The 13183-nt window shown below is 38.2% G+C and carries 12 protein-coding genes; 10 read left to right on the top strand and 2 right to left on the bottom strand.

Annotation, left to right across the window (positions count from 1 at the left end):
* Nucleotides 1-84 precede the first annotated feature (84 nt).
* The 9 genes from mutY (at nt 85) to nikC (ending at nt 9971) form a co-directional block, all read left to right on the top strand.
* Nucleotides 85-1143, top strand: a complete 1059-nt coding sequence (mutY, locus tag MHH95_RS01625; RefSeq protein ID WP_340726187.1) for an A/G-specific adenine glycosylase — start codon at nt 85-87, stop codon at nt 1141-1143.
* Between the two features lie 62 nt (nt 1144-1205).
* Nucleotides 1206-1535: a hypothetical protein gene (locus MHH95_RS01620; RefSeq protein ID WP_340726186.1), complete on the top strand. Its 330-nt coding sequence runs from the start codon at nt 1206-1208 to the stop codon at nt 1533-1535.
* 188 nt (nt 1536-1723) lie between these two features.
* On the top strand, nt 1724-2272 hold the full coding sequence (gene ntdP, locus MHH95_RS01615) for a nucleoside tri-diphosphate phosphatase (RefSeq protein ID WP_191701017.1): 549 nt from the start codon (nt 1724-1726) through the stop codon (nt 2270-2272).
* Between the two features lie 151 nt (nt 2273-2423).
* On the top strand, nt 2424-4148 hold the full coding sequence (locus tag MHH95_RS01610) for an ABC transporter ATP-binding protein (protein WP_340726185.1): 1725 nt from the start codon (nt 2424-2426) through the stop codon (nt 4146-4148).
* Nucleotides 4149-4309: 161 nt separating this feature from the next.
* Nucleotides 4310-5329 carry an ABC transporter ATP-binding protein gene (locus MHH95_RS01605; RefSeq protein WP_340726184.1) on the top strand — a complete coding sequence of 340 codons (1020 nt, stop codon included), beginning with the start codon at nt 4310-4312 and terminating at the stop codon, nt 5327-5329.
* Nucleotides 5304-6281 (top strand): ABC transporter ATP-binding protein, encoded by a 978-nt coding sequence (locus MHH95_RS01600; protein WP_340726183.1) that lies wholly within the window; start codon nt 5304-5306, stop codon nt 6279-6281. Before MHH95_RS01605 ends, MHH95_RS01600 begins: the two co-directional genes overlap by 26 nt.
* A 39-nt stretch (nt 6282-6320) precedes the next feature.
* The gene (locus tag MHH95_RS01595; protein WP_340726182.1) at nt 6321-7967 is read left to right on the top strand and encodes an ABC transporter substrate-binding protein; all 1647 of its coding nucleotides are present in this window, start codon (nt 6321-6323) and stop codon (nt 7965-7967) included.
* A gap of 89 nt (nt 7968-8056) precedes the next feature.
* Nucleotides 8057-9061 (top strand): ABC transporter permease, encoded by a 1005-nt coding sequence (locus tag MHH95_RS01590; RefSeq protein WP_340726181.1) that lies wholly within the window; start codon nt 8057-8059, stop codon nt 9059-9061.
* Nucleotides 9062-9077: 16 nt separating this feature from the next.
* Entirely contained in the window at nt 9078-9971 is an 894-nt protein-coding gene (gene nikC / locus MHH95_RS01585; protein WP_340726180.1) for a nickel transporter permease, read from the top strand.
* A 48-nt stretch (nt 9972-10019) separates the two neighbouring features.
* Here the strand turns inward: nikC and MHH95_RS01580 are convergent, their stop codons facing one another.
* Both MHH95_RS01580 and MHH95_RS01575 read right to left on the bottom strand, forming a co-directional pair.
* Complete coding sequence (locus tag MHH95_RS01580) at nt 10020-11114, bottom strand: aromatic acid exporter family protein (protein ID WP_340726179.1); 1095 nt, start codon at nt 11112-11114, stop codon at nt 10020-10022.
* 174 nt (nt 11115-11288) lie between these two features.
* Nucleotides 11289-12575, bottom strand: a complete 1287-nt coding sequence (locus MHH95_RS01575) for a glutamate-1-semialdehyde 2,1-aminomutase (RefSeq protein WP_340726178.1) — start codon at nt 12573-12575, stop codon at nt 11289-11291.
* A gap of 133 nt (nt 12576-12708) precedes the next feature.
* On the opposite strand from MHH95_RS01575, the gene bcp reads away from it, so the two are divergent.
* The gene (bcp, locus tag MHH95_RS01570) at nt 12709-13176 is read left to right on the top strand and encodes a thioredoxin-dependent thiol peroxidase (RefSeq protein ID WP_340726177.1); all 468 of its coding nucleotides are present in this window, start codon (nt 12709-12711) and stop codon (nt 13174-13176) included.
* The last annotated feature ends 7 nt before the right edge of the window (nt 13177-13183 follow it).

Below are 13183 nucleotides of genomic sequence, written 5' to 3'. Positions count from 1 at the left end.
CATTAAAGAAGGTAAGCCTCAACGTAATTTATTTAATAATATACCCTTTTTTAAGGAAATAAAATCGAATTTTTGGAGGACATTTTGAACTATCCATATATAAAACAATTTCGCCAAGCATTAGTTACATGGTATTTAGAGGAACAACGAGATTTGCCGTGGCGTCATACGAAAGAGCCCTATCAAATTTGGGTTTCTGAAGTGATGCTTCAACAAACAAGGGTGGACACAGTAATCCCATACTACAATCGATTTATAGAAAAATATCCGACAGCGGAAAGTTTAGCATACACGCCGGAAGAAGAGCTTCTTAAGATGTGGGAGGGTCTTGGCTATTATTCCCGTGTGCGCAATTTACAGGCTGGTGTTAGAGAAGTTGTCGAAGTTTACGGCGGTAAAGTACCGGATAATCGGGTAGATATTTCAAAGTTAAAAGGTGTTGGGCCATATACAGCAGGCGCAATTTTAAGTATTGCTTATGGTAAGCCGGAGCATGCTGTTGATGGGAATGTTATGCGCGTATTGAGTCGCGTGTTAAATATTGATGCAGATATTGCATTACCAAAAACGAAGAAAATTTTTGAAGAGGCAGTAACAAAGTTAATTGATGTAGAAAATCCCTCCGCCTTTAACCAAGGATTAATGGAATTAGGAGCATTAATCTGTACTCCGACGTCCCCAAAATGCCTACTATGTCCAGTACGTGATTATTGCACTGCCTTTCATGAAGGTAACCCGGCAAGCCTACCGGTAAAATCCAAAAAGCTAAAGACAAAAGATATCCATTATGATGTTTACGTAATTCGCGATCAAGATGGACGTTATCTAATGGAAAAAAGGTTGGAAGAAGGACTGCTTGCAAACATGTGGCAATTTATAATGGTTGAACGTGATGAAGATGAAAATAGTTTAACCAAAGTTGAAAAACAATATAACGTGGTCTTAAACAGGCAATTAGTCGAGCGAATTATTAGTTTTAAACATATCTTTTCCCATTTGAAATGGCATATCAACAGTTATTTAATTGATGCAATTGAAACTGGGGAAGTGAACCAGTTAAATACAGCCTTTTTGACGAAGGAACAAATCGAAGGTATACCAATGCCTGTTCCGATGTTAAAAATTTGGGGGAAATTAAACTGAAAAAAAATGTGCATAATTCATTCACCCTCCGACCACAATAATGGTCATGGAGGTGAAAAAATATGAAGCGAAACGATCAAAACAACCGTAATAACCAACAAAATCGTAACAACCAGCAACAAAACCAAAATCAATTCCAAAACCAAAACAATCGTGAGGAATTTGGTGAAGATCTAAACTTTAATAATTTTAACCAAAACCAAAACAACCAAAACAACCAAAACAACCAAAACAACCAAAACAACCTAAATAACCAAAATCAACAAAATAATAACGAAGAATTTGGTCAAGAGTTGAATTTTAATGAAGTTCAACGACAAAACCAAAAACAAAATCGTGAGCAAGAACAACGTAACGCTCAATTTAATAAGCGTAATAACAATAACTTCTAATTTGAAGTAGAAGAGGGTGTTCTGAAAGTGTCGACTTTCAGAGCATCCTCTTTGTTTTGGGATGAACCACTATCATTTTTCCGAATTTTTCACACAAAATTGAAAATAATTGCATTCTAACTACAAGTTTTGTTAAAGCATTGTTATAATACAATAAAGACAGCTAAGACGAAAAGGTGGGCTTTAAGATGGCATTACCGGTTGAAGGAGAAACAATCCAAATACATAGTTATAAGCACAATGGTAATATCCACCGTGTCTGGCAAGAAACGATGGTATTAAAGGCAACAAAAAATATCATTATCGGTGCGAATGAAAAAACACTTGTAACCGAATCAGATGGTCGCACATGGTTAACGCGTGAGCCATCGATTTGTTACTTCCATGCTGAGCATTGGTTTAATATTATTTGTATGCTGCGTGAAGATGGAGTGTATTACTACTGCAACATTAGTTCACCATTTGTGTTTGATAATAATTGCTTAAAGTATATTGACTATGATTTGGATGTAAAGGTGTTTCCTGATATGAGTCATGCATTGTTGGATGAAGATGAATATGAACAGCACAAGTTGGAAATGAATTATCCTGAAGTCATTGATAAAATTTTAAAGCGCAATGTCAAAACATTATTGAGCTGGATTGAACAGCGTCGTGGTCCATTTGCTCCAGACTTTATTGAATCGTGGACAAACCGCTATGAGCTATTAAGTGAAATTCAGGCAAATAAAGAGTAAACAAAACACAAGTGACTTTTTAGGTTGCTTGTGTTTTTCTTTTGGGTAAAGTCCAACTATAAATAGTAATTGAAAAATTATGATATGATAGTTGCTGTTGCAAAATTTCTGAGGGGAAGTGTTCTTTGCATTGGATAGTATTAAACGTTATATGCGGTTCGTAAAGCCGTATAAAATGCTCTTATTTTTAACAATCGTCATCGGTATACTTAAATTTGCAATACCGTTATTTTTACCATGGCTATTACAAATAATTATAGATGATATTTTATTAAAAGAAGGTCTGTCTACAGAAGAAAAAATGAGGCAGCTATTTACATGGATTGGTATTGCACTCGTTGTATTCTTTATTATTCGACCACCCATCGAATATTACCGTCAATACTTTGCGCAAAATTTAAGTAATAATATATTATTTGATATACGTAAAGAATTGTATGGGCACTTACAAAAGTTGAGTTTAAAGTATTATGCAAATACCCGTGCTGGAGAAGTAATTTCAAGGGTAATTAATGATGTCGAGCAAACCAAAAACTTTGTCATGACAGGATTAATGAATTTATGGTTGGATTTAGCAACAATTTTAATCGTCATTGCCATTATGTTTACGATGGATGTAAAGCTGACAATTGTTTCGTTAATTGCACTTCCGTTTTACGCTTTTAGTGTTAAATACTTCTTCGGTAAATTAAGAAGGTTAACTAAGGATAGATCCCAGGCCTTAGCAGGCGTTCAAAGTTATTTACATGAGCGCGTCGCAGGGATGAGCATTATAAAAAGTTTCACATTAGAAAAGCATGAGCAAAAAATATTTGATGATACAAATGGTGAGTTTTTAAATAAAGCATTAGCCCACTCACGTTGGAATGCGAAGTCTTTTGCAGTCGTCAATACAATTACAGATATGGCACCGTTAATCGTTATTGGATATGCAGGTTACCAATATTTACAAGGTGCACTTTCAATTGGTGTACTAGTTGCTTTTTATGCATATATTGAACGCCTTTATGGTCCTTTACGTCGTTTAGTAAGCTCGTCAACAACATTGACACAATCTATTGCCTCGATGGACAGGATGTTTGAGTTAATGGACGAAAAATACGATGTCCAAAATAAACCGAATGCACTGCTACTTCCACCAGCAAAGGGTAAACTTCAATTTGAAAATGTCACTTTCCAATACGAAAAAGATGGGAAAATAATCTTGAATAATGTGGATTTTACCATTGAGCCGGGACAAACTGTTGCCTTTGTCGGGATGAGCGGTGGAGGGAAGTCCACGATCGTCAGCTTAATCCCACGTTTTTATGATGTAACAGAGGGCGCAGTAAAAATTGATGATTACAATGTTAAAGATGTAAGTATAGAATCTTTACGTTCACAAATTGGGATAGTATTGCAAGATAATATTTTGTTTAGTGACTCAGTAAAGCAAAATATTTTAATGGGTAATCCAAATGCAACAGATGAAGAAATAGTTGCAGCTGCTAAAGCGGCAAATGCTCATGATTTCATTATGAGTTTACCTGAGGGCTATGATACTAAAGTCGGTGAGCGGGGAGTCAAACTTTCTGGAGGTCAAAAACAACGGGTAGCAATTGCAAGGGTATTTTTGAAAAACCCTCCAATACTAGTATTGGATGAAGCAACTTCAGCGCTTGATTTGGAAAGTGAAGCACTTATTCAGGATTCACTCGACCGATTAGCACATGATCGTACGACAATCATTATTGCGCATCGACTATCTACAATTACCCATGCACATAATATATTTGTTATAGAGCATGGGAAAGTAGTTGAAGCAGGAACCCACCAACTACTAATGGAGCAAGAGGGAGCATATTATAACTTATTCCAAGTACAAAAATTAGATTAAAACCTAAAAGCTATGTTGAAACAATAATTCAGCATAGCTTTTTTATTGATTTAATATTCATAATATTCAATAAATTATATCACGATAATGTTGTAAATTTCCAATTGGTATAATATCATATTTTCAAATACTTTTAATCTTCAGAATATTGAGGTGGTTGAATGAGTCGAAAAGCTGTGTTGGAAGTGAGAGAGTTAGAAACTACATTTTTTTCGGACAGCGGAAAGGTTGCTGCTGTTGATCGAATAAGCTTTTCAATTCATGAGGGGGAAATTCTTGCCATCGTAGGAGAATCTGGTTGTGGGAAAAGTGTAACTTCTCTTTCCATAATGGGTCTTGTACCTAGTCCTCCGGGAAAAATAACGAATGGTAGCATTTTATTGAAAGGTCAGGATATCTCGAAATTCTCTGATAAGCAAATGCGAAAGATTCGAGGTAATGAAATCGCTATGATTTTCCAGGAGCCTATGACTTCGCTTAATCCATTATTTACGATCGGAAATCAGTTAATTGAAGCTATACGCATCCATCATCCGAAATGGTCGAAAAAGGAATCTACTGCGCGGGCAATAGAAATTATGAAACTAGTAGGATTACCAAGAGCAGAGCAACTGATTAAGGATTACCCCCATCAGCTATCCGGCGGGATGAGGCAGCGCGTTATGATTGCAATGGCTCTTGTATGTAATCCAAAAGTGCTCATTGCGGATGAACCAACAACTGCACTAGATGTAACGATACAAGCCCAAATTTTAAAATTAATGCGTGATTTAAATGAACGTTTGAACACCGCGGTCTTATTAATTACGCATGATTTAGGGGTCGTTGCTGAAACGTGTGAGCGCGTCATTGTAATGTATGCTGGTCAGATTGTGGAAGAAGCACCGGTTAATGAAATATTTAAAAACCCCCAGCATCCATATACAAAAGGGCTCATTCAATCTGTACCTGATATGCGCTATAAGAAGGATACGCTTTATTCCATTCCCGGTAATGTACCAAAGCCAGGTTCTATTTCAGAGGGGTGCCGTTTTGCAGCACGCTGTGAATATGCATTTGAACGGTGTTTAACTAGTAATCCCCCATTATATGATGCTGCAGGGGCACATAGAGCACGATGTTTCTTATTGGAAATGGAAGAAGGGGGGATTTCACATGTCGAAAGTGCTGCTGAAAGTTGATCATTTAAAGAAGTATTTTCCAATTCGCCATGGGATGTTTGCCCGACATGTTGGAGATGTAAAGGCAGTCGATGATGTGTCATTCGAACTTTATGAAGGAGAAACACTTGGGATTGTCGGGGAGTCAGGATGCGGAAAGTCTACAACCGGTCGCGCAATTATGCGATTACATGAACCGACAGAAGGAAAAGTGTTCTTTGATGGTATTGAGCTTACAGATTTAAATAGTGAGCAAATGCGAAAAGTTCGAAGAGATATACAAATGGTATTCCAAGACCCGTACGCATCGTTAAATCCGAGGCATACGGTAGAAAAAATTTTGGAAGAACCGTTAATTGTCCATGGCATCGGCAATGCGAAGGAAAGAAAAAATAAGGTTCGAGAATATTTGGAAATTGTAGGACTGAGCTCATACCATGCGAAGCGTTATCCTCATCAGTTTAGTGGAGGGCAACGGCAGCGTATTGGAATCGCAAGAGCGCTTATGACCAATCCGAAACTGATTATTGCTGATGAGCCAGTCTCGGCACTTGATGTATCAATTCAAGCGCAAGTATTGAATTTAATGCAAAGATTGCAGGATGATTTAAAGCTCACTTATATATTTATTGCACATGATTTAGGTGTTGTACGGCATATTAGCGACAGAGTAGGTGTGATGTATTTAGGAAGGCTCGTTGAAATTGCTGAAAGTGAATCACTGTATCATGAGCCGCTTCATCCCTATACACAAGCGTTATTATCCGCTGTGCCAATACCGGACCCAGTATATGAAAGAGAGCAACTATTACTAAAGGGTGATATTCCGAGCCCATCCAATCCACCAACAGGGTGTACTTTTCATACGCGCTGTCCGCATACTATGGAAAAATGCAAACAAGTTATTCCTATGCTCCAGAAAATCAAATCGGGTCATTCTGTTGCGTGTCATTTATATGAAACGCCGCAATGATAATAGATTAAAAGAAAAAGAATCTAGGGGGTTGTTTTATTGAAGAAAGGTAAAGTGTATTCATTAAGTCTCATTATGCTATTAATGATGGTTCTATTTTTGGCTGCTTGTGGTGCTGATGATGGAGAGACATCGACAGCGGAGCCAGGTACAGACTCAAATGCAACAAATACAGAAAGTGATGCGACAGACAATTCGAATTCTTCAACACCTCAAGTATTAGTATTTGGTCGCGGAGCAGATTCGGTTTCGCTCGATCCAGGTATTGTAACAGATGGCGAATCATTTAAAGTAACACAAAACTTGTTTGAAACGTTATTAAATTTCGGAGAGCAGGATACAACGATCAACCCTGGTCTAGCAAAAGAGTGGGAAGTTAGTGAAGACGGTCTAACTTACACATTCCAGCTTGAAGAAGGTGTAATGTTCCATGATGGAACAGATTTCAATGCTGAAGCGGTTATTAAAAATGTTAACCGTTGGAAAGGTGGAAAAGAGGAAGATTTCTACTACTTCAACTCAATGTTTAAAGCTGAAGGGGAAGACATTATTAAAGATGTAACAGCAGAAGGAGATTATACTGTTGTATTTACACTATCCCGTCCGCAAGCACCATTCCTTAAAAACATAGCAATGAGCCCGTTCGGTATTGCTTCACCAACAGCATTTGAAGCAGCGGGTGAGAGCTTTGGTGATCAACCGGTAGGAACAGGTCCATTTAAATTTGTTGATTGGAAACGTAATGACTCAATTACAATTGAGAAGTTTACCGAATACTGGCAAGAAGGTTTACCGAAATTAGATAAAGTTATTTTCCGTTCAATTCCGGATAACTCTGCGCGCCTAAATGAATTAATGGCAGGTAACATTGATTTAGCAGATGGGATTAATCCTTCAGATGGAAAAACAGTGGAAGGTAATTCTGAATTACAACTTATTGAACGCCCATCTATGAACATCGGCTATTTAGGATTAACGAATACTCGTGCACCTTTTGACAACAAATTAGTGCGACAAGCGGTTAACTATGCCATTGATAAACAAGCTATTGTAGACGCGTTCTTTGAAGGTCGTGCACAAGTAGCAGCGAATCCAATGCCATCGTCAATTAGTGGTTATAACGATGCGATTTCTCCGTATCCGTATGATCCGGAAAAAGCGAAAGCATTATTAGCAGAAGCTGGCTATGACGGAAAAGAAATTGAGCTATGGGCTATGCCTGTACCACGTCCATATATGCCGGACGGTGCTAAAGTAGCGGAAGTTATTCAGAAAAACTTAGAAGATGTAGGCATTCCATCAAAAATCGTAACATTTGAATGGGCGACATATTTAGAAAAAGCGAAAAATGGAGAAGCAGATGCGTTCATGCTTGGATGGACTGGCGATAACGGAGATGCAGATAACTTCATTTACACATTATTGGATAAAGACAATATCGGCTCAAATAACTATGCGTACTATTCTAATGATGAAGTGCATGAGTTATTAATTAAAGCACAGTCAGAAACTGATGAAAATGTACGTAATGATTTATACAAAAAAGCACAGGAAATTATTCATGAAGATGCACCGTGGGTACCACTTGCTCACTCAACGCCTTTACTTGCAGCTAAAGCAGGGGTGAAAGATTTCCTTCCACATCCAACAGGTTCTGATAAATTAACTAAGGTTTCATTTGAATAATAGAGGCTTTATTTAAGTGAAAGGGGAGGTAATACGCCTCTCCTTTTTTCTACTAGTAGAAACATACATTCAAAAAAGGGGTGAAGAGCATGCTTCACTACATTGGCAAACGTCTACTGCATTTAATACCCGTATTACTCGGTATGACCTTTTTAGTATTTTTAATTATTCGTGCCATTCCAGGTGACCCAGCCCAAGTAATTTTAGGCCAGCAAGCTACCGCGGATGCTATAGCAGCGCTTCGCCTAAAGCTAGGGCTCGATAATCCATGGTATGTTCAATACTTTGATTATTTAAAAGGGATATTTACAGGTAATTTAGGTGACTCATTAAGAACAAGACAACCAATTGCCACTGAAATTTGGCCGTATTTGGCTGCTACATTTGAACTTGCACTTTTCGCTATGATTATTGCTGTTATTGTCGGAGTAAATGCTGGAATTATTTCTGCATGGTTTCAAAATTCCTGGTTCGATTACATGGCAATGATTGTTGCTTTAATAGGAGTATCCATGCCAATATTTTGGTTAGGATTGATGGAACAATGGGCATTTAGTATCCAACTAGGATGGTTGCCAACTTCGGGTCGTGAGGAAGTACGAGATCCGGTTACTGCCATTACGCATTTTTATTTAATCGATACATTAATGCACGGTAGATTTGATCAGTTTGTTGATGTAATCAAGCATTTAATATTGCCGGGCGTTGCACTAGCGACAATACCTACAGCAATTATAGCTCGTATGACAAGAGCGTCCATGCTGGAAGTTATGCGATCAGATTTCGTTCGTACAGCTCGTGCAAAGGGGCAAAAAATGTTTATTGTTGTTTATAAACACGCTTTGAAAAATGCCTTAATTCCTGTGTTAACAGTAGTAGGTTTACAAACGGGGATGCTTTTAGGTGGTGCCATATTAACTGAAACTATTTTTAGTTGGCCTGGAATAGGACGCTATATATATGAAGCGATAGGATTCCGAGATTATCCTGTCATTCAGTCGGGCATTTTAATTGTTGCCTTTTTATTCGTCATGATTAATTTAATCGTTGATATTTTGTATACAGTAATCGATACACGCATTAAATACAACTAGGGAGGAGGCGCATAGCATGTCTGAAATCATACGAAATCAAGTACGACAAATTGAAGTTGGAGAAAAAGTAAAAGGGCCATGGCAAGAAGCATGGACGAGTTTCAAAAAAAGTAAATCAGCCTTAGTGGGCAGTGCAATTGTTATATTTTTTGTCCTTATTGCTGTTTTGGGCCCTTTTATAGCACCCCAAGGAATTAATGAGCAAAATTTAAGTATGCGCTTGCAGCCTCCATCCGCTGAATTTTGGTTTGGGACAGATGATTTGGGTCGTGACATTTTTTCGCGAATTTTACATGGTGCTCGAATCTCTTTAACAGTTGGTTTGTCCGCAGTATTAATTTCCGCAGTTGCTGGTAGCTTTTTGGGAATTATTGCGGGTTATTATGGTCGTTGGGTTGATACAATTATTTCACGGATATTTGATATTCTGCTCGCATTCCCAAGTATTTTATTAGCGATTGCGATTGTTTCAATTTTAGGTCCTTCATTGCAAAATGCTTTAATTGCAATTGCGGTCATTAATATACCGAACTTTGGTCGACTCATTCGTTCGCGGGTGCTTAGTATTAAGGAAGAGGAATATATTCATGCTGCAAAAGCAATTGGGATGAGGAATACGAGGATATTATGGAAACATATCTTACCGAATTCTATGACACCTGTAATTGTCCAAGGAACATTGGCGATTGCAACGGCTATTATTGAAGCTGCAGCACTTGGTTTTTTAGGGCTTGGAGCGGAAGCACCTCAGCCAGAGTGGGGTAAAATGCTGGCAGATGCGCGGATGTTTTTATTAAATGCACCGTGGGCTATGATATTCCCGGGACTTGCAATTATGTTGACGGTAATCGGATTTAACTTAATGGGCGATGGGCTACGTGATGCACTCGACCCAAAAATGAAAAATTAAAAAGAGGAGGTGTGCAAAAAGCACATCTTCTCTTTTTAAGTAGTTCGTCTAATAAAAGTCTGATTCTAAATTAAGATTTTTTTCCTCACTATGATAGCTACGGTAGGAAACGATTAATGTATCCAGATGCTCTAAGTTTTCCTCGTAATCTAAAATTCGGGATAAAATGTAAAGTAAATGGTAGCTTGAAAACTGTTCATCTTCAGATGCCTCTTCCTGGGCGAGAGCAATTTGTTTGATGAATTGCTCCATAAGCTCACTACCTTGTAAATATTCCTCATTCCGCGTCCATTTTGAATGTTCAGGTCTTAGTTTTCCTGTATATTTCAATAATAGTTGTTCGTGATAGGTTAGTAAAAAGTCCAACCGCTCCTGAATAATAATTTGAAATTTGTTCGGCAGCTTACCAAGTTCGTTTTCATGCTTATGCAATCGGACTAGTAATTCATAGCTTTTTTTCGAAGTTAATAGCATTTGACGATATATAACAAGCTTCCGTGCTTTTACATACTTTTGCTTGTTGGAATAACCGCGTTCTTCTTTAAAAAAGCCATACATTGTATCCAATTCATTTAGACGGGATTCCAATTTATTGACGGCCATCTTAGTAGATGTATGTTCACTTGCTTGGCGTACAGCTAGACGCGTCCAACGAATAATATCGTCTTGTATGGAGTTGATTTTTTTAAACAGCTTTACTTCATATTTCGGTGGCAAAAATACTAAATTTACAACAAAGGCAGCAAAAACACCGAGCATAATTGTTCCAAAGCGAATTAAGCCAAACATTAAAAAGTCATCACCAGGCACTTCCATAATGGCTATAACAGTAACAAGTGCAAGTGAAATAGATTTTTCAAGCTTCAGTTTCATCATAAGACCGAGTACGATAATTGCAGCAATGCCGACTGCAACGATATGATGTCCGAACAGTAAACCAAATATTACAGCAACAGTAGCTCCAATTAAATTCCCTTGCATTTGCTCTAAAATAGTAAGATAAGACCGGTAAATAGAAGGCTGAATAGCAAAAACAGCAGCAATGGCAGCAAATACAGGTGAGGGAACATTTAATATTTGAGCTAAAAATAGGGCAAAGACGATTGCAACGCCAGTTTTTAATACACGTGCACCAAGTTTCATGTACACTTCCTCCTTTCTTGCGGAGTTATGATATAGAAGCCACTATAAACTAAATTTATAGTGGCTTTCATGTTTGTCTCGTATTATAGAATATTGCACTAAAGGACACTTTCAAGTAATGTTTTGTGCGCCGGATACTTCAATAACTTGGAGGGCGCCTTTTCGCTTTAGTTCCTATAATTGAGAAAATGCGTAATCTACCGCTCTTAATGTTTCTTCTATATCAGCTACGGTATGTTCTGTCGTTAAGAACCATGCTTCATATTTTGAAGGTGCTAAGTTGATGCCTTGTGATAACATTAATTTAAAGAAGCGACCGAACTTTTCACCGTCCGTATTTTCCGCTTGCTCATAGTTTTCCACTTTTACATCAGTAAAGTAAATTGCGAACGCGCCTTTTAAACGGTTTAATGTTATCGTCACATTATGTTTTTTGGCAGCTGCTAAAATACCTTCCTCAAGAAGAGCACCTAAGCGATCCATTTCTTCATAAATACCCGGTTGCTGCAACACTTCAAGACATGCAATACCTGCTTGCATACTTGCAGGGTTTCCTGCCATAGTACCAGCCTGATATGCAGGGCCAAGTGGAGCGACTGTTTCCATAACTTCTTTACGACCACCGTATGCACCGATTGGCAGACCGCCGCCGATTACTTTCCCCATTGCGACTAAGTCCGGAGTTAAGCCAAGCATTGTATGTGCTGCACCGTAGTGGAAACGGAAAGCTGTAATGACTTCATCGTGAATTGTTAATGCACCATATTCTTTTGCCAATGCATGTACATGTTCCAAAAATCCTTTATGCGGTTCTACAATTCCGAAGTTACCGACGATTGGTTCGATTAAAATCCCTGCAACATCATTGCCCCATTTTTCCATTGCTAATGTGAATTCTTCCTCGTTGTTAAATGGTACGGTAATTACTTCTGTAGCGACAGCATGAGGAACTCCTGCAGAGTCAGGTGAACCTAATGTTGCTGGACCTGATCCCGCAGCAACAAGTACTTGGTCGAAGTGACCGTGATAGCACCCAGCAAATTTAATGATTTTTGTACGACCGGTGAAGGCACGAGCGACACGTACACATGTCATCACTGCTTCAGTACCGGAGTTGTTAAAACGGACTTTATCTAATGTAGGAATTGCTTCTTTTAACATTTTTGCAAACTTAATTTCATGCTCTGTCGGTGTACCGAATAATACACCTGTTTCTGCGGCATGGGTGATAGCTTTTGCGATATGCGGATGTCCGTGCCCCGTAACGATTGGACCATAGGCTGCTAAATAATCGATGTAACGATTACCGTCTACATCCCAAAAGTATGCTCCTTTACCGCGGACCATGACAACAGGTGCGCCGCCGCCTACTGCTTTATAAGAACGGGATGGACTATTTACCCCGCCAACGATATGTTCGAGCGCTTCTGCATGAAGTTGCTCAGATTTAGTATGATTCATAATTTATTCCTCCAAAATAGGTTACATGAAATGATTTCATATCTATTGTAGTATGTAATGAAAGGGAACGCCAAAGAAATTGAAGCAACGGGCATTGTTTTGTATCATAGAAGAAAAATTTGGAGGGAAAGTTATGACATTAGAAAATTTACAGGCACCAGCATTTACATTGCAAAACGAAGAAGGAAAAACAATTTCGCTGGAAGACTATAAAGGTAAAAACGTTATTCTCTATTTTTACCCGAAAGATTTAACACCTGGCTGTACAACACAGGCTTGCGACTTCCGCGATAAATATGAAGATTTTTCAGATTTGAATGCCGTAATTTTAGGGGTAAGTTTAGATGATGCCGCGAAACATACCAAATTTATCGAAAAGCACGGATTACCGTTTTCGTTATTAGTGGATGAGAATCATGAAGTGGCGGAGAAATATGGTGTTTGGACATTGAAGAAAAATTTTGGTAAGGAATATATGGGCATCGAGCGTACGACATTTTTAATTAATGAAGAGGGCATAGTTGAAAAAGAGTGGAGAAAAGTACGTGTAAAAAATCATATTGAAGATGTGTTAAACTATTTAAAAAATCGCACAAATTAATGAGTGC

The sequence above is a fragment of the Solibacillus sp. FSL K6-4121 genome (assembly GCF_038002585.1).
Taxonomy (GTDB): domain Bacteria; phylum Bacillota; class Bacilli; order Bacillales_A; family Planococcaceae; genus Solibacillus; species Solibacillus faecavium.
The sequence above is the reverse complement of the archived record's forward strand: the minus strand, read 5'-3'. Positions and strand labels throughout refer to the sequence as shown.

Bases quoted from the DNA above. Each gene is read 5' to 3' on its own strand.
- MHH95_RS01610 (WP_340726185.1), top strand. From the start codon at position 2,424: ATGCGGTTCGTAAAGCCGTATAAAATGCTCTTATTTTTAACAATCGTC.
- MHH95_RS01575 (WP_340726178.1), bottom strand. From the start codon at position 12,575: ATGAATCATACTAAATCTGAGCAACTTCATGCAGAAGCGCTCGAACAT.
- MHH95_RS01620 (WP_340726186.1), top strand. From the start codon at position 1,206: ATGAAGCGAAACGATCAAAACAACCGTAATAACCAACAAAATCGTAAC.
- ntdP (WP_191701017.1), top strand. From the start codon at position 1,724: ATGGCATTACCGGTTGAAGGAGAAACAATCCAAATACATAGTTATAAG.
- nikC (WP_340726180.1), top strand. From the start codon at position 9,078: ATGTCTGAAATCATACGAAATCAAGTACGACAAATTGAAGTTGGAGAA.
- bcp (WP_340726177.1), top strand. From the start codon at position 12,709: ATGACATTAGAAAATTTACAGGCACCAGCATTTACATTGCAAAACGAA.
- MHH95_RS01580 (WP_340726179.1), bottom strand. From the start codon at position 11,114: ATGAAACTTGGTGCACGTGTATTAAAAACTGGCGTTGCAATCGTCTTT.
- MHH95_RS01605 (WP_340726184.1), top strand. From the start codon at position 4,310: ATGAGTCGAAAAGCTGTGTTGGAAGTGAGAGAGTTAGAAACTACATTT.
- MHH95_RS01600 (WP_340726183.1), top strand. From the start codon at position 5,304: ATGTCGAAAGTGCTGCTGAAAGTTGATCATTTAAAGAAGTATTTTCCA.
- MHH95_RS01590 (WP_340726181.1), top strand. From the start codon at position 8,057: ATGCTTCACTACATTGGCAAACGTCTACTGCATTTAATACCCGTATTA.